This window comes from Avibacterium volantium (genome assembly GCF_049366555.1).
GTDB lineage: Bacteria > Pseudomonadota > Gammaproteobacteria > Enterobacterales > Pasteurellaceae > Avibacterium > Avibacterium volantium_A.
The window spans coordinates 29,340-46,053 of the sequence record NZ_JBMMGT010000006.1 but is presented as its reverse complement, the minus strand read 5'-3'; the positions used below and the strand labels follow the sequence as shown (position 1 = coordinate 46,053).

Sequence of the window (16,714 nt, the reverse complement as noted above, 5' to 3'; positions counted from 1 at the left end):
ATGAATCATTTTTCTCGCCGTCAATTTTTCAAAACTGCCCTCACTGCGGGGGCTTTTTCAGCCATTCCTGCGCCATTATGGGCGGCCGATCGCCAGCCTTTGCGTGTTCCACCATTAATGGAAACTCGCCGTGGCAAGCCTGTTTTTTTAGAAATGAACAGCGCGCAAACCCAATTAGAGCGGGGAAAATCCAGTGAAGTGTGGGGATTTAATGGTAATTATTTAGGCCCAACATTAAAAATGCGCCAAGGGGATTTTGCCAAGCTGAACTATCGCAATAGCTTGTCGCAAATGGTGGCATTAGCCATTCAAGGCCTACAAGTGAGTGCCGAATCACTGGGTGGCATTTCTCACCCTTTCAAACAAGGGCAAGGCTGGTCGCCTATTCTACCGATCACTCAGCCTGCTTGTACTTGCTGGTATTCCGCTTGCACCTTAGGGCATTCCGCTTATCAAACCTACCGCGGCTTGCTCGGACTGTGCATTATTGAAGATAACGAAAGCCGTAAATCGAGCTTGCCACAAAAATATGGCGTAAACGATATTCCTTTGATTTTACAAGATATGCAATTAAATGATGAAGGGGTGCAATTATTCCAACAAAATCGACCGCACTTTTTCGGCAATCGTTTATTCGTTAATGGGCAAGAAGCACCTTATTTAGAGGTGCCGCGCGGCGTTGTGCGTTTACGTTTGCTGAACGCCTCCCTTTCACGCCGTTATGAATTACGCTTTGATGGCGAGCGCGATTTCCAACTCATCGCGCTTGATCAGGGCTTTTTACCGCAAGCGAAAACAACAAAGGTGCTTTTTCTTGCACCGAGCGAACGCGCTGAAATTCTTGTTAATCTCAATGAAGGGGAAAACACCACCTTAATTGTGGGGAAAAAACGAAATTTCTTCAGTAAACTCACAGGCTTTTTCGCCAGCGATGAAGAATTGCTCGACAACACGGTACTTGAGCTACGCCCACAAGGCTTAAGCAGTGCCTTTGCACAAAACAACACAATGCAGTTTAACACCGATGCACCGCAAGCATTAAAGGCGGAAGTTCGCCGTGAACGCCAGTTTCAACTTGATGCGAATAATGGAATGCTCAATCAACAACGTTTCGATCCTAGACGCATTGATGTAAATGCCGAATTAAACAGCACGGAACGCTGGACAATCACGAGCAACGAGCCAGCAGGATTTAAAATTCAGGGGGCAAAATTTATCATTGAAAGTATTAATGATAAGCCAGTGGCAGAAAGCGATCTTGCGTGGAAAGACAGCCTATGGATTGAGAGCAAAGTGCAGATTTTAGTTCGCTTTCAACAGCCGTCTTCTAACGGCCACCCTTTCACCTTTGGCGCAGCGGATCTGATGGCAGCAGACAAAGGTTGCTTAGGCTTAATGGTGGTGCAATAAAGGAAATAACGCCAAGTTATGTGATATGCACCTTTAATCTAAAAGTGCGGTTGAATTTTTGTGAATTTTTTTGTTAAATCAAACAAGATTTAGGAAGTTAAAATCAGTTAAGGTTTCGTTATGTGTCAGCTATTAGGAATGAATTGCAACACTCCCACCGATATTGTGTTCTCTTTTGAAGGATTTCGCCGCCGCGCAGGGCTTACCGATAGCCATTCTGACGGTTTCGGCATTGCCTTTTTTGAAGGCAAAGGCGTGCGTATTTTTCGCGATAACCAAGCCGGGCATAGTTCCCCCATTGCAGATTGCGTAAAACAATATCACATCAAATCTTTCAATGTGATTGCCCACATTCGCAAAGCCACGCAAGGCGAGGTAACCATTGAAAACACCCACCCATTTATTCGTGAAATTTGGGGCGAAAACTGGGTATTTGCGCACAACGGCAATCTGACGAGCTTCCCTGATATGTCGGAAAATTTCTGCCAGCCCATTGGCTCCACCGATTCCGAAGCTGCGTTTTGTTATATGGCAGAACAACTTAAAAATCGCTTTCGTAAAAAGCCCACTGAAGAACAAATTTTCCAAGTCATTCAAGAAATTACTAAAGAATTAGCACAAGGCGGCACGTTTAATTTTATTCTCTCGAACGGGGAATGGATGATCGCTCACTGCTCCACCAATTTGCATTACATCACGCGCAAAGCCCCTTTTGGTACAGCGCAACGCATTGATGATGACGGCGTGATCGACTTCCGCCAACATACCACCGAGAAAGATAAAGTAACCATTATTACCACCTTTCCACTCACTAAAGATGAAATCTGGACAAAAATGGAACACGGCGGTTTTGTGTTTTTCAAAGATGGCGATAAAGTTTACGAAGTGCTAGGTACGCCAAAAGAAGCCATTGATGATGGCACATTAGGTGATGCGAAAGCCGCTTAATTATTCTCTCGTTGTAAGCACTTTTATTGCCATTAAAAGTGCTTTTTATCCAATTATTAACAATCTTGCGCTGCCCTCACTCAGATCATTCAATAAAACGAAACATTTACAATTTTTGATAACCCATTCTTAATAAAGAAAAAAGACTCAACTTTGTTGCTTGTCGAAGCAAAATATCGCGAAATCGAAAGTCTAAAAAAGCAAAATGTTAAAAATAAGTAAACACTTCGCTATTTTCTAGTCAATTACTCCAGCAAAAGTCGATCATTCTCACAAATTCCATATTTTGTCCTGTTTCGTATTCGCAACCGCTATATCATCTGCGGCGGTGAGATTAGGGTATTCACATACACTAATCCAAGTTTATATTACGGAGTTAAACAATGTTTAAAACAACAATAACAAACAAATTCGATTTACTTTGGACGTTAAATTTATTCGGCACGGCCGTAGGAGCTGGGGTGCTGTTTTTGCCCATAAATGCTGGAATGGGCGGATTTTGGCCATTAATCGCCATTATGCTGTTGGTTGGGCCGATGACTTATTTCTCACACCGCGCATTATCTCGCTTTGTGCTGTCATCTTCCAAACCCGGCAGCGATATTACAGAGGTAGTGGAAGAACATTTTGGACAAGGCGCAGGGAAAATTATCACCCTACTCTACTTTTTCGCAATTTTTCCTATTTTGTTAATTTATGGTAATGGCATTACCAATACGGTGGAATCCTTTATTGTCAACCAGTTAGGGCTAGGCGCACCGAACCGCATTTTGCTTTCTTTCATTTTGATTGCAAGCCTGATTTCGGTGATGCTGATGAGCGAAAAAATAATGCTCAAAATGACTGAGTTTTTGGTCTATCCCCTTGTTTTTATTTTATTTTCTCTTTCCATTTATTTAATTCCACAATGGAACACCGCAATGCTTCACCAAATGCCTGATGCCACCAGTTTTATTAGCACGCTGTGGATCACCATTCCGGTGTTAGTGTTTTCTTTTAATCATTCCCCTGCGATTTCTTGCTTTTCGCAATCACAACAACGGGAATATAAATTGCCAGAGCTGACCGAATGCCACGCAAGCCAAGCGTTGAAAAACACCTCAACCTTACTGTTATTTTTCGTGATGTTTTTCGTCTTTAGCTGTGTGCTAACCCTTACCCCTGAAGATTTAGTGCAAGCCAAAGCACAAAATATCAGTATCCTTTCCTTTTTAGCCAATAAATTTGATAACCCTTATATTTCCTACTTTGGCCCTTTAGTAGCATTTCTTGCTATTACCAGCTCTTTCTTTGGCCATTATTTAGGCGCGCGAGAAGGCATTCAGGGGCTGTATTTAAAATTTTCGGGCAAACAAGACATTACAAATCGAAAAAAATTGAATTTTTTCACCGCACTTTTCTTTTTATTGACTTTATGGGCGGTGGCAATTATCAATCCAAGCATTCTTGGTTTAATTGAATCCATTGGTGGGCCAATTATCGCCGCAATTCTGTTTTTAATGCCAATGTATGCCATTCGTAAAGTACCTGCGATGGCGCGTTATCAAGGCTATGCTAGCAATGTTTTCGTTACCGTGATGGGAATGATTGCAATCTCAGCAGTGGTGTATGGATTATTTTATTAATTAAGATAGAATACGCACCTTTTATAATAATCACCTTAAGCAGGTCGAAATGCCCTGCCAGAAAACTTCGAGAAAACGATGATTAGTGTTTTTGATATGTTTAAAATCGGCATTGGGCCTTCTAGCTCTCATACCGTTGGGCCAATGAAAGCGGGTAAGCAATTTGTCGATGATTTGGTGGCGAAAAATTTACTCGCCAAGGTAACCCAAGTTAAGGTTGATGTTTATGGTTCACTTTCAATGACAGGGCGTGGGCATAATACCGATATTGCTATTATTATGGGCTTAGCGGGCTATTTACCGCACGATGTGGATATTGATTTAATCCCTAAATTTATTTCTGATGTAAAAAGCACCGCACTTTTGCCATTAGCGCAAGGACAGCAAGTGGCAAAGTTGGATTATGAAAGCGATATGATCTTTCATCAAACCTTTCTGCCTTTACACGAAAACGGCATGACGCTGTCCGCCTATGAAAATGACAACTTGCTTTATCAGCAAACCTATTATTCTATTGGCGGCGGATTTATTGTTGATGAAGCGCATTTCAATCAGCAGGAAGAGTCCGACATCAATGTACCTTTCCCTTATCAAAGTGCGGCAGATATTTTGCATCATTGCAAAGAAAATGGCTTAGCCTTATCGAGCGTGATGCTACAAAATGAAATTGCCTTGCACGGAAAAGAAGCCACGCAAACGCACCTAAAACGCATTTGGCAAACGATGAAAGAATGTATCGAACACGGCTTGGCTACGGAAGGGTTACTACCCGGCCCGCTCAAAGTGGTTCGCCGTGCAGCAACCTTACACCGTTTACTGCAAGCCAATAATGGGCTTTCCAACGACCCGATGAAAGTGATCGATTGGGTCAATATGTATGCGCTTGCGGTCAATGAAGAAAATGCAGCAGGCGGGCGTGTAGTTACCGCACCAACAAACGGCGCTTGCGGTATTGTGCCTGCGGTGCTGTCTTATTATGAAAAATTCATTTCGCCAATTACCGATGAAATTGTAGAACGCTATTTGCTTGCTTGCGGAATGATCGGCTCACTTTACAAAATGAATGCGTCCATTTCAGGGGCTGAAGTGGGGTGCCAAGGCGAAGTGGGGGTGGCTTGCTCAATGGCAGCGGCTGGCTTAACAGAAATTTTGGGCGGTAGCCCCGAGCAAGTTTGTATGGCCGCTGAAATTGCGATGGAACATAATCTGGGGCTAACTTGCGATCCTGTGGGCGGTCAAGTGCAAGTGCCTTGCATTGAGCGCAACGCCATTGCTTCCGTCAAAGCCATTAACGCTAGCCGAATGGCATTGCAACGCACCTCTAACCCACGCGTGAGCTTGGATAAAGTGATCGAAACAATGTACGAAACCGGTAAAGATATGAACGCTAAATACCGCGAAACCTCGCAAGGCGGTTTGGCAATCAAAGTGGTTTGCACCTAAAATTTGCAGCAAAAAATAAGGCGGTTTGTTCCGCCTTATTTTATTTTTATATTTCAATTATTTAAACTCAATTTCCACCGCACTTTCGCCGAGCATTTCCACTAGCGTATTAATCAATTCATCACTTGGGTTCACTGACCACTGCACGCCGAGTTTCACTAAAGCACGCCCTTGCGGGCTTTGATAATAAATATTAATGGGTAACGCACCGCCGCTATATGGGCTAAGAGTCTCTTTAAATTGCTTAATAAAATGTGGTGAAAGCTGTTCTTGTGTTAAGCAAATTGCCAGACTTTTGGCGTAGCGACTGCGTGCTTCGTCAAGAGTCATTAATTCTCGCACAGACATTTTTAAGCCTTGTGAAAAATCATCAAAACTCACTTGTCCTGAAGCAATTACAATGGTGTCTTTCTGCAATTTTTCACCAAAATGCTCGAGGCTCTCACCGAATAACGTGAGATCTAAACGTCCCGAGCGATCATCTAAGGTGGCAATGCCTAAGCGATTGCCTTTTTTCGTGATCGCCACACGCGAACTCACCACCAAACCGCAGGTTGTGCTAATTTGTCCGCGATAATTTGGCACAAGATCTTTTAGCCTTGTTGAGCTGTAATGGGCGATCTCTTTTAAATAAGGGCTAATCGGGTGGCTGCTTAAATAAAGTCCGAGGGTTTCCCGTTCGCCGTCTAAAATTTGTTTTTCGTTCCAACGTGGGGTTTTCGCATAAGCCTGCTCTACTTCTTCTGGCGTTTCAGTTAGCACGCCAAACATATCTGCCTGCCCGATAGCTTCATTTTTAGCATATTGATCGGAGGCTTTGAGCGCATCTTCTAAATTTTTTGCCAGCGCAGCACGGTGTGGGCCTAATTTATCGAATGCACCTGACATTATCAGGCTTTCAAAAGTGCGGCGGTTAATTTTCTTTAAATCCACTCTGGCGCAAAGATCGAATAAATCTTTAAAAATGCCTCCTTGCTCACGCGCAGCAATCAAGGCTTCAATCGGGCCTTCACCCACCCCTTTAATTGCACCAATGCCATACACAATCTCGCCATTATCGTTCACGCTGAAATGATGTTTGCCCGTATTAATATCTGGTGGCGTAACTTTCAGCCCCATTCGCAAACATTCATCATAAAGCCCAACAATTTTTTCCGTGTTGTCCATTTCCGATGTCATTACCGCTGCCATAAATTCCGCAGGATAATGGGCTTTCAGCCAGAGCGTTTGGTAAGAAACCAAGGCATAGGCGGCAGAGTGAGATTTATTAAAGCCGTAGCCTGCAAATTTTTCCACCAAATCGAAAATTTTCATTGCAAGAGTGCCGTCCACACCGTTTTTCACCGCGCCTTCTTCAAATACAGAACGCTGTTTTGCCATTTCTTCCGGTTTCTTTTTCCCCATTGCACGGCGTAATAAATCCGCGCCGCCGAGCGTATAACCTGCTAGCACCTGAGCAATTTGCATTACCTGCTCTTGATACAAAATAATGCCGTAGGTTGGCTCTAAAATTGGTTTCAGCCAAATGTGCTGATATTCCGCATCGGGGTAAGAGATTTCTTCTTCTCCGTGTTTACGGCGGATAAAGTTATCCACCATTCCCGATTGCAATGGCCCTGGGCGGAATAGCGCCACCAGTGCGATAATATCTTCAAAACAGTCCGGTTTTAGGCGCTTGATCAAATCTTTCATTCCACGCGACTCTAGCTGGAACACCGCGGTTGTTTCAGCATTGAGTAACACTTGGAAAGATTGCGGATCATCAAGGGGTATGCGATTAATATCCACTAACGGCTTGCCCTCTTTAGCAAGGCGCGTGTTAATCATATCCAATGCCCATTTGATGATGGTTAGGGTACGCAGCCCCAAGAAGTCAAACTTCACTAGCCCTGCATATTCCACATCATTTTTATCAAAATGGGTAACAGGGTGTTTGCCCTCACTATCACAATAGAGCGGTGAAAAATCGGTAATCAGCCCCGGGGAAATCACCACGCCCCCAGCGTGTTTCCCTGCGTTACGGGTTACCCCTTCAAGCTTGCGCGCCATATCAATTAAGGCTTTAACTTCTTCATCGCTTTCATAAATTTCAGGCAAGCGAGGTTCAGCCTCAAAGGCTTTGGCTAAGGTCATTCCTGGATCGGGCGGCACCAATTTGGAAATGCGATCCACAAAGCTATAAGGGTGTCCAAGTACACGCCCCACATCTCGAATTACCGCCTTAGCCGCCATCGTACCAAAGGTAATAATCTGCGACACCGCGCCACGTCCGTAGGTTTCCGCAACGTGTTCAATCACGCGATCTCGCCCGTCCATACAGAAATCCACGTCAAAATCGGGCATTGATACCCGTTCTGGATTTAAGAAGCGCTCAAAAAGTAAATCAAACTCAAGGGGATCAAGATCGGTGATTTTCAACGCATACGCCACCAGCGATCCCGCCCCAGAACCACGCCCCGGGCCAACAGGAATATCATTATCTTTCGACCACTGGATAAACTCCATGACGATTAAGAAGTAACCGGGGAAACCCATTTGGTTAATCACATCTAGCTCAACTTGCAGGCGCTCATCATATTCCTTGCGTTTTTCCGCCCGCTCTTTTTCATCGGGGAATAAAAAGGCTAAGCGCTCTTCCAAGCCCTCACGGGATTTTTGCACCAAATAATCTTCCGTGCTGAGATCCCCGGTGGGAAATTTTGGTAAGAAATACTCGCCCAAACGAATTGTTACATTACAACGTTTGGCGATTTGCACGGTATTTGCCAGTGCGGTGGGAATATCGGCAAATAATTCGCACATTTCCTGTTCAGTACGGAAATATTGCTGATCGCTGTATAATTTCGGACGTTTTGGATCATCTAACGTGTAGCTGTCGTGAATCGCAACGCGGATCTCGTGCGCCTCAAAATCTTCGGAAGACAAAAAGCACACATCATTGGTTGCCACAAGGGGAATATGATGTTTTTCTGCCAATTTTAGGGCGGCTTGAATATAGCGTTCTTCTTCAGGACGGCCTGTGCGGCAAAGGCTCAAATAAAAATGATCAGGAAAAAATTCTTGATAAAAACGCACCGCACTTTCTACATCCGCAGGATTATTTTTCAGTAATTTTTTCCCCACATCACCATTGCGCCCGCCAGAAAGAATAATCAAGCCTTCGCGGTGTTCCACCAGCCACTGCTGATCGATATAAGGTAAATCCGTGTAACCCCGTTCATAAGCTTTGGATAATAATAGGGTGATGTTGTGATAGCCTGTGTTATTTTTCGCAAGCAAGGTGAGTTCAAAATGTTCATCGCCGAGCAAACCACTTTTCACCAGCACATCAGCCCCAACAATGGGCTTCACCCCTGAGCCAAGAGCTTCGCCATAAAATCGCACCAAACCGCAGAAATTGGTGAAATCCGTCAATGCCATTGCCACCATTTCGTTTTCCTCGCAGGCTTTGACCAACGGTTTTACTTTCGCAATACCGTTAATCATTGAAAAATCGCTATGCACACGCAAATGCACGAAACGCGGTTCTGACATAAAAAATCCTTGTTATTTTGCTATTGATGAGATGAAAAAGGGAAATTTGCCTGCCATTTTAACGAGATTTTAGCGCGGATCAAATTTCTTTTTGCGAGCAATAAAAGTGCGAAATTAGCCTATAAACTGGCAATATGGCTTGCGCAGGCATAAGCGGAACTCCACGCCCATTGGAAGTTATAACCACCAAGCCAGCCGGTCACATCTAGCACTTCACCAATAAAATACAGCCCTTTGACTTTCGCACTTTCCATTGTTTTTGACGAAATTTCGTGCGTATCCACACCGCCCATTGTTACTTCTGCGGTGCGATAACCTTCCGTGCCATTAGGGAAAATTTGCCAATGATGAATGAAATTTTCTAAATTTTCCAACCGCACTTTGCTTAAATTCGCTAAGGTTTCTGTTGGAATCATCTCACGCTCTTGCCAAAGCTCCACTAATTTCGTTGGCAGAATGCGTGATAATGCGGTTTTTAACTGCAATTTCGGCGAAGTTTGGCGTAATTCCTGCAAATAATCGCCAATGGATTGATTTGGTAATAAATCCACTTCCACCCATTCATTCGGCTGCCAATAATTAGAAATTTGTAAGATTGCTGGCCCAGAAATACCGCGGTGGGTAAACAATAATTGATTGAAGAAAGACTGCCCATTTTCAGCACTCACACGCACAGGCAAAGACACGCCAGCAAGTGCGGTGTAAAATTGCTCTGTTTCTCGCCAACGGAATGGCACAAGGGACGCACGCGGTGGGATCACGGCCAAGCCAAACTGTTCAGCAATTTGATAGCCCAAAGGGGAAGCACCTAAAGCAGGCATTGAAAGCCCACCTGTTGCTACCACAAGCTGATGACAATGCCAAGTTTGTCCATTTGCTTGCACGGCAAAACCACCATTCTCCAAGGCAGAAACTTGCTCTATGTGCTGACGTAACTGAATATTAACCTGATATTTCTCACATTCCATAAGCAATAAATCCACAATCTGTTGCGCGCTTTCATCACAAAACAACTGCCCGAGTTCTTTTTCGTAATAGGCAATGCCATATTCCGCCACTAAGGCGATAAAATCCCACTGGGTAAAACGCGCTAAAGCAGATTTCACAAAATGAGGATTGTGCGAAAGATAATGCTGTGGCGTAACCTCTAAATTAGTGAAATTACAAAAACCACCGCCGGACATCAAAATCTTCCGTCCCGCTTTTTTACCGCTATCTAAAACTGTAACCTGTTTGCCTTGTTTGCCAAGCTGACCTGCACAAAATAACCCTGCTGCCCCTGCACCAATAATCAGCGTATCAGAAAAATAAGGTGTCATTGCGCGGCTCCTTTTTTGGCGTTTTGTAGCATTTCTGCCATTTGCATACTTTGAATAATAGTGCGCCGATCGATCCCCGATTTGTCAGAATCTAGCACCTTTTGCCAAAGGGCAATGGCTTTGGGATAATCCGTTTGTACGAAGGCTTCTCCAGCTAATAGTGATAAACTCGATGCTTCTTTCGAATCTTGCGAGAGCGCTTGATCAAGCATAGCTTGCACCTGTGGGGTGATTGTTTGCCCTGCTTTTTGATACAACGCATTTGCCGCCAAGCCTAAAATTGCGGGTTTTCCGCCTGTTAAGCGATCGGCATAAGAATAAGCGACTAAGGCATTATCAAACTCATTATTTTGCATATAAGCCTGCCCTAACTCGATCCAAGCCTCACTGTTGTTGGGATTTTGGCGCAAACGTTGCTCAATTTTTTCCACATAAGTTTCATTTTTTTGCCCCGCACTTTGACTATTAAGTGTTTCAACAAAGGGATCGGCTGATTGAGTTGTAATCACTTGTTTTGCTTGAAGTTGTTGCTGATGTAGCTTTTCAGCAGAAAAGCGATCAAGGGAAAAATAATATCCCATAGGCAGCGCAATCAATAATAGGCTCAATGCCACAAAATAAGGACGGCTTTTCAATGTTGAAGCCATCACAAAGTGCGGTTGTTTTTTAAGCTGTTTTTCATCATCAAGTAAACGTTGGGCAAATTCCTGCGCTAATTCTGGATCAAGCTGACCTTTCGTTTGCTGCTGATAAAGGGCGATATTTTGCTGTTGGCGATAATTTTTCTGCCAATTTATTCCGTGCCCTAAAGGCAGCCAAAGCCCAAGGCTAATCAAGAGTAAAAGGGTTACGCCGATAAAAAAAGTCATTCTGATTTATCCGTTTTGGCTAATAAATTGTCTAATGCTTGTTGCTGCTCTGCGCTGAGCGCTGAATTTTGCGGCTTTTGCTTCACACGCAACATTCGCCACATTGCCAGTGCACCAAGCAATAGCAAGAAGAAAGGCAAGCCCCACAATAACAGGGTGGTGGATTTCACTGGCGGATTATAACGCACGAAATCACCGAAGCGGCTCGTCATCACGTCAATAATTTGCTCATTGCTGCTGCCGGCTTCCACCATTTTATACACTTCAATACGCAGATCATAAGCAATGGGCGAATTGGATTCCACCAAGTTTTGATTTTGGCATTGTGGGCAACGCAGGGATTTCGCCAAGGCCACGGCTCGGGTGCGCTCGGCAGGGTTGCTAAATTCAAAGGTATCCACCATTTCTGCCTGAGCCAGTTGGCTGATTGCGAGAAATGTTATGACGACTAACCACCACTTTTTCATTCTTTTCCTTCCTGTCTAGCCGTCTCTTGCTTAGCTGTTTCTTGCAACGCTAAGTGCGGTGCATTTTTTGCTAATTTTTGCCATAAGGGCAGAAATTCTTGTTGCCAAATTTGCTGATCCAACGGCCCTGAATAGCGATAACGAATAATGCCGTTGGCATCAACCAAATAGGTTTCTGGCGCACCGTCCACGCCCAATTTCATTGCAAATAAGCCTTTGCTATCATCAATCACCTGATGAAAAGGATTGCCCATTTCGTGCAACATTAGCAAGGCATTTTGCCGTTTATCTCGATAATTTAGCCCCACAATCGGCACGCCTTGGCTTTGCAAGCGCATCAAAAAGGCGTGTTCTTGCTTGCAATAGGCACACCAACTGCCCCATACATTAATGAGATAAGTTTCTTTCGGCAAAGATGCGTTGCTCACATTGATTTCAGGCTCAAGCAGATCACTTTGATAAAACTCAGGCACGGGCTTACCAATTAACGCGGAGGCAATTTTTTTCGGATCATTATGCAGCCCTAGCAACAAAAGACCACAGACTGCAATGATCAAGAATAAGGGTAAAAACACAATGATTTTTCTATTCATCTTTCACTCTCCTTGTGCGTAAGGCAAAGGCACTCAATAATGCACCAAACGCCATTAAAGTTGCACCAATCCACAGCCAGCGCACAAAAGGCTTGTAATGCAGACGGAACGAAAATTCGCCCGCGCCAAGTTTATCACCCATTACAATATAAATATCGCCAAGCAAGTTCCAATATAGCCCCACTTCCGACATATTCATCGTGCGCACTTCGTAATAACGGCGTTCAGGATAAAGCGCGGTGATTTTTTCGCCGTTTTTTGTTATCTCAAATTGCGCTACTTCGCTGGTGTAATTCGGCCCGAGTTCATTACGAAAACCCAGGTAGTGAAACGCATAACCGTTGAGCATTTGGCTTTGATTAGGCGATAAACGCACGCCAATTTCACTGGCAAAATAGCTCGACATTGTCGCGCCAATCACCGTAAGTGCTAGCCCACAATGGGCGATCACCATTGCCCAACGCTTTAAGGAAAGGGATCGCCACGTGCTCCAAAGGGTAACGCCAAGCAACCAAACCGCCAAGCTAATTAACGCAAAAGGCAAGGCCTGAAAATGTAAGGTTTCATCATTTTGAATGGTGAATGCGATCATTGCATAAGCAAGCCCACAGGCAGGAATCAGCAATAAGACATTGCGGCGCAACAAAGTGCGGTGGATTTTTTTCCAAAATGCACTGACGACAAAAATCATCACCAGCAATGCCAGCACAATAAGAGGTAAGAAAATGGTGTTAAAGTAAGGTGCGCCTACGGAAATCGAACCCCAGCCCATTGTGCTAAATAGCATTGGATAAAATGTGCCTAAAAATACGCTTGCCGTAGCGACCGCCACCAAAATATTGGCAATGAGCATTAGGCTTTCTTTAGAAAAAAAGGAAAAATGTACCGCACTATTTTCATTTGAGCGTACATTCACTTTCAGCGCAAATAAGGTGAGCGAGCAAGTGGTGAGCAAGAAAAAGAGCATTAACAGCGCCATTCCCCGCTCTCCGTCCATAGCAAAAGCATGTACGGAAGTTAGCACGCCCGAACGCACAATAAACGTACCTAATAAACTGAATGCAAAGACAAACAGGGAAAATAAAATCGTCCAATAATGGAAAACACCACGTTGCTCACTCACGGATAAACTATGCAATAGTCCCAGTCCAAGCAACCACGGCATTAATGAGGCGTTTTCAACTGGGTCCCAGAACCACCAGCCGCCCCAGCCAAGCTCATAATATGCCCACCACGCGCCGAGCATTATGCCTAAGGTTAAGAAGAACCAAGAAACTAGCATCCAAGGACGTGTCCAGCGAGCCAGTGCGGCATCAAAATGTCCGCTTAACAAGGTGGCCAGGGTGAGAGCAAAATTCACCGCAAAGCCTACATAGCCAAAATAAAGCAACGGTGGGTGAAAAATTAACCCAACATCTTGCAGCATCGGGTTAAGATCTCGCCCTTCCAAGGGGCTAGGAAATAAACGCTCAAAAGGATTGGAGAAAAATACGATAAACAGCGCAAAGCCAAAGCAAAGCAAGCCTAAAATAGACAAGGTTCGGCTGGCAATAATGGGGTCGATTTTATGGCTAAAAAAGGCAAATGCCATTGTCCATAATCCCAACGAAAATAGCCAAAACAGCATTGAGCCTTCGTGTCCGCCCCAAGTGGCAGCAATTTTGAAAAATCGCGGTAAGGCAGAATTGGAATGTGCTGCCACATATTGCACGGAAAAATCATCAGTCGCAAAGCAATAAGCTAGCCCAAGCAAAGAAAGAGCGGTAAAAATCCCAAACAGATAACTCAAATTCCACGCCGATGTAATTAGACGTGGATTGCCTTGTTTAATCCCAATATGCGGCACAATCGCCAACAGCAATGCGGAAACAAGAGCAAAAAGTAAAGCAAGAAAAGCAAGTTCTGGGATCATTGTCATATTCGTTGGTTAATTTGTTGTGTATTTTAGAGAAAATGCGTAGCAATGTCATTGTGTTATGCAGAAAAATCATCAAGCTCATTCTCAATTCAAGCAGTGATAAAATGCGTAAAAATGCACCGCACTTTATTTTCTGCAAATAACTTTTCTCGTCAGTTTTCCCTTTGCCATTAGGGGATTTACAGCAAAAAACGCCATTAAAATAAAGGCGAACACCTTGGTTCGCCCTGATAATCATTGATTGTTTTGATTAGGCCAAAGTCATTTGCCCTGCGTATAAAATGAAGTAACGCAAGCAAAGTACCCCGATTAAGCCCAATCCTGCCACAATCAGCATAAAGCCTTTTTGGTGTTTGAGTTTCTCACCTGCAACAGCGTTGAGTAAGAGGGGTAACACAATCCCAATGCCTACCACGCCGATCCAGAAGACATTCGCCCAGAAGCCCCCCGAAAGTGCGGTGTGAAATGCCACGGTTTTTTGTCCGCCACCAAGGTATAAACCAAAGAAAAAAGCGAACAATAAGAAGGCTTCAATCAACACCACTGGCTGTTCAAATTTATGCAAGAACGCCAAGCCTTTGGAATGAGTGCTTTCTTTGGTGCATAAAATGGTGAAGAAAATCAATGCCGCAATGCCCGATGACGTGCCTGACGCCAAGAATAACACTGGCAAGACAGGGTTATTTAGCATTGGATAGCTCACTAATGCAGAAAGTAGGAAACCAGTATATGCCCCTAACGCCACGCTAAGCAATAAAGTAATGATCTCAATGGCATTAGTAAATTTAGCGGCAATATCAATGATTTTCTCTGCAAGGTTCGCAAGTTTCGGCACAAAGCGCTTCACAAGGCTCAACACCAGTGATTTGAAGATAATCGCTAACCATAATACCAAGAACAGCATATACACTTGGAACAACATCACCCCTGCGGACATAATTGAGGTGTGGTGATAATTGAACATTAAGTACCAGAATGTCCAAGGTTTGGTTAAGTGGAAAATCAATAGCAATAAACCAATGGTAATACTAATCGGTGCAAGCAAGGCATTAACCTTTAAGATATTGTTTTCTTCCGGGCGTTCCCCTGCTAATCCTGCACGTTTTAACAATACCGCAAGCATTGTTGCCCCTGCGGAAATCCCTAATAAAAAGAGATAAATCGCAATTGGCCCGTCCCACACTAAAGATGGGAAATGAAATGGACTGTTCATCGTCTGATCTCCCCTGCTCTAGCTGGAACGTGGTAAAGATTTGGATCTGTACCTAATTCAACTTTTGTACGATAGGTTTGTTTTTCTTTCAGTTTCAAAGAAATTTCACTTTGCGGATCGTTGGTATTACCAAAGGTTAGCGCTTTGGTTGGGCAAGCCTCTACACAAGCGGGCTGTTTGCCTTTTGCCAAATTCGTATCGCGACAGAAATTACATTTATCGGCGGATTTATACACAGGGTGAATAAAGCGCACGCGATATGGACATACGGCAATACAGTATTGGCAGCCAACACAAAGATCTTTGTTGACATCAACAATACCAGTGGAAGCGTCAATATATGAAGCCCCTGTTGGACACACAGCAACACAAGGTGCATTGGTACAATGCTGGCACGAATGACGGAAAAACTCATATTTCACGTCAGGAAATTCGCCATAAGGTTCGCTACGAATAATTTCTAAACGTGAAACGCCTTCTGGCACTTGGTTGGTTTCACGGCACGCGTCCATACAAGCGGTACAACCAATACAAGCGGTTTCATCGTGCAACATTGCATAACGAATTGGCTTTTCTTCTGCCTTATCTTGTGCTACTGACTTAATTGTTGTTCCTGTCATTAGGATCAAAGCGCCCATTCCAGAAACAAAATTACGGCGTGAGCAAGTTGTCATTTGTTATCCTTTTGTTCGCTGGTCGGGTCAAGATCTTTTAAGGCTTTGCGTTTTTGTTGTTCTCCGTGACAATCCACGCAAAGTTTAACACGTTGTTTTTTCTCAATGCCTTTCATTGCGTCTTTTTCTGGGTGCAAGGTATGGCACGCAGCACAAGGCAATTTCATTGCGTGAACATCGTGCGCCCAAAGTTTCTCGCGTAATTTTTCAGGACGGTGACAAGAGAAGCAAACTTGATTTTGCTCTTGCACAGAGAACATTGGTTTTTTGTCAGAGAAAATATCGCTTTCAAAACGCATTACATCTTTTGCACCACGGCGGTGATTTTCCGAAATATTACCGTGGCAGCTCACACAAGTAATTGGCTTGCCTGTGCTTGGATTGGTTTTGGATAAGTGCGTACCGTGGAATTTACCAAAATGTAAATCACCGCCAGATTGTTCATCTGTGGCTTCTAATTTGTGGCATTTCGCACAGTATTCATTTGGATTACGCTGATTTTCTAACGTAGGTTGATAGCTTAATTCAGAGTTTTCTGTATTAGCTTGTGCAGGCAAAGCCAAGATCATCGCCCCTAATAAGGCGGTAAGCTTTACCATTTTCTTTAATACAACGTTCATTTCTTATTACCTCAAATTTTCGTTCAAAATAGACCGCACTTTAGTTTTCTTCCCACTTTAAGGTTTCTTCCTAAGTCGGCA

The 16,714-nt window shown here is 43.9% G+C and carries 13 protein-coding genes; 4 read left to right on the top strand and 9 right to left on the bottom strand.

The window, feature by feature from the left end; all coding sequences use genetic code 11:
* The 4 genes from ACLS0A_RS02800 to ACLS0A_RS02785 all read left to right on the top strand — a co-directional run bounded on the left by ACLS0A_RS02800 (position 1) and on the right by ACLS0A_RS02785 (position 5,426).
* Positions 1-1,410, top strand: coding sequence for a multicopper oxidase domain-containing protein (locus ACLS0A_RS02800; RefSeq protein ID WP_416082361.1), 1,410 nt, complete (start codon positions 1-3; stop codon positions 1,408-1,410).
* Between the two features lie 120 nt (positions 1,411-1,530).
* Complete coding sequence (locus ACLS0A_RS02795) at positions 1,531-2,358, top strand: class II glutamine amidotransferase (RefSeq protein ID WP_416082318.1); 828 nt, start codon at positions 1,531-1,533, stop codon at positions 2,356-2,358.
* Positions 2,359-2,741: 383 nt separating this feature from the next.
* Entirely contained in the window at positions 2,742-3,983 is a 1,242-nt protein-coding gene (locus ACLS0A_RS02790; protein ID WP_416082317.1) for a serine/threonine transporter, read from the top strand.
* Positions 3,984-4,061: 78 nt separating this feature from the next.
* On the top strand, positions 4,062-5,426 hold the full coding sequence (locus ACLS0A_RS02785) for an L-serine ammonia-lyase (protein WP_416082316.1): 1,365 nt from the start codon (positions 4,062-4,064) through the stop codon (positions 5,424-5,426).
* A 57-nt stretch (positions 5,427-5,483) separates the two neighbouring features.
* Here the strand turns inward: ACLS0A_RS02785 and dnaE are convergent, their stop codons facing one another.
* The 9 genes from dnaE to nrfB all read right to left on the bottom strand — a co-directional run bounded on the left by dnaE (position 5,484) and on the right by nrfB (position 16,633).
* Positions 5,484-8,960 carry a DNA polymerase III subunit alpha gene (dnaE, locus tag ACLS0A_RS02780; RefSeq protein WP_416082315.1) on the bottom strand — a complete coding sequence of 1,159 codons (3,477 nt, stop codon included), beginning with the start codon at positions 8,958-8,960 and terminating at the stop codon, positions 5,484-5,486.
* A gap of 119 nt (positions 8,961-9,079) precedes the next feature.
* The gene (locus ACLS0A_RS02775) at positions 9,080-10,279 is read right to left on the bottom strand and encodes an NAD(P)/FAD-dependent oxidoreductase (protein WP_416082314.1); all 1,200 of its coding nucleotides are present in this window, start codon (positions 10,277-10,279) and stop codon (positions 9,080-9,082) included.
* Positions 10,276-11,148, bottom strand: coding sequence for a TPR domain-containing protein (locus ACLS0A_RS02770; protein WP_416082313.1), 873 nt, complete (start codon positions 11,146-11,148; stop codon positions 10,276-10,278). The genes ACLS0A_RS02775 and ACLS0A_RS02770 overlap by 4 nt, the downstream gene beginning before the upstream one ends.
* On the bottom strand, positions 11,145-11,615 hold the full coding sequence (nrfF, locus tag ACLS0A_RS02765) for a heme lyase NrfEFG subunit NrfF (RefSeq protein WP_416082312.1): 471 nt from the start codon (positions 11,613-11,615) through the stop codon (positions 11,145-11,147). Before nrfF ends, ACLS0A_RS02770 begins: the two co-directional genes overlap by 4 nt.
* Positions 11,612-12,208 carry a DsbE family thiol:disulfide interchange protein gene (locus ACLS0A_RS02760; protein WP_416082311.1) on the bottom strand — a complete coding sequence of 199 codons (597 nt, stop codon included), beginning with the start codon at positions 12,206-12,208 and terminating at the stop codon, positions 11,612-11,614. The genes nrfF and ACLS0A_RS02760 overlap by 4 nt, the downstream gene beginning before the upstream one ends.
* Positions 12,201-14,120, bottom strand: coding sequence for a heme lyase NrfEFG subunit NrfE (gene nrfE / locus ACLS0A_RS02755; RefSeq protein WP_416082360.1), 1,920 nt, complete (start codon positions 14,118-14,120; stop codon positions 12,201-12,203). The genes ACLS0A_RS02760 and nrfE overlap by 8 nt, the downstream gene beginning before the upstream one ends.
* A 256-nt stretch (positions 14,121-14,376) precedes the next feature.
* Positions 14,377-15,339 carry a cytochrome c nitrite reductase subunit NrfD gene (gene nrfD / locus ACLS0A_RS02750; RefSeq protein ID WP_126371691.1) on the bottom strand — a complete coding sequence of 321 codons (963 nt, stop codon included), beginning with the start codon at positions 15,337-15,339 and terminating at the stop codon, positions 14,377-14,379.
* On the bottom strand, positions 15,336-16,013 hold the full coding sequence (gene nrfC / locus ACLS0A_RS02745; protein ID WP_416082310.1) for a cytochrome c nitrite reductase Fe-S protein: 678 nt from the start codon (positions 16,011-16,013) through the stop codon (positions 15,336-15,338). Before nrfC ends, nrfD begins: the two co-directional genes overlap by 4 nt.
* A complete protein-coding gene (gene nrfB, locus ACLS0A_RS02740) occupies positions 16,010-16,633 on the bottom strand; it encodes a cytochrome c nitrite reductase pentaheme subunit (RefSeq protein ID WP_416082309.1) in 624 nt (207 codons plus the stop codon). The genes nrfC and nrfB overlap by 4 nt, the downstream gene beginning before the upstream one ends.
* Positions 16,634-16,714 lie beyond the last annotated feature (81 nt).

What these genes read in the sequence shown, in the direction of transcription:
- ACLS0A_RS02770 (WP_416082313.1), bottom strand. Translation starts at nt 11,148, where the DNA reads ATGACTTTTTTTATCGGCGTAACCCTTTTACTCTTGATTAGCCTTGGG.
- ACLS0A_RS02790 (WP_416082317.1), top strand. Translation starts at nt 2,742, where the DNA reads ATGTTTAAAACAACAATAACAAACAAATTCGATTTACTTTGGACGTTA.
- ACLS0A_RS02760 (WP_416082311.1), bottom strand. Translation starts at nt 12,208, where the DNA reads ATGAATAGAAAAATCATTGTGTTTTTACCCTTATTCTTGATCATTGCA.
- ACLS0A_RS02800 (WP_416082361.1), top strand. Translation starts at nt 1, where the DNA reads ATGAATCATTTTTCTCGCCGTCAATTTTTCAAAACTGCCCTCACTGCG.
- ACLS0A_RS02785 (WP_416082316.1), top strand. Translation starts at nt 4,062, where the DNA reads ATGATTAGTGTTTTTGATATGTTTAAAATCGGCATTGGGCCTTCTAGC.
- ACLS0A_RS02775 (WP_416082314.1), bottom strand. Translation starts at nt 10,279, where the DNA reads ATGACACCTTATTTTTCTGATACGCTGATTATTGGTGCAGGGGCAGCA.
- nrfD (WP_126371691.1), bottom strand. Translation starts at nt 15,339, where the DNA reads ATGAACAGTCCATTTCATTTCCCATCTTTAGTGTGGGACGGGCCAATT.
- nrfC (WP_416082310.1), bottom strand. Translation starts at nt 16,013, where the DNA reads ATGACAACTTGCTCACGCCGTAATTTTGTTTCTGGAATGGGCGCTTTG.
- nrfB (WP_416082309.1), bottom strand. Translation starts at nt 16,633, where the DNA reads ATGAACGTTGTATTAAAGAAAATGGTAAAGCTTACCGCCTTATTAGGG.
- nrfF (WP_416082312.1), bottom strand. Translation starts at nt 11,615, where the DNA reads ATGAAAAAGTGGTGGTTAGTCGTCATAACATTTCTCGCAATCAGCCAA.
- ACLS0A_RS02795 (WP_416082318.1), top strand. Translation starts at nt 1,531, where the DNA reads ATGTGTCAGCTATTAGGAATGAATTGCAACACTCCCACCGATATTGTG.
- dnaE (WP_416082315.1), bottom strand. Translation starts at nt 8,960, where the DNA reads ATGTCAGAACCGCGTTTCGTGCATTTGCGTGTGCATAGCGATTTTTCA.
- nrfE (WP_416082360.1), bottom strand. Translation starts at nt 14,120, where the DNA reads ATGATCCCAGAACTTGCTTTTCTTGCTTTACTTTTTGCTCTTGTTTCC.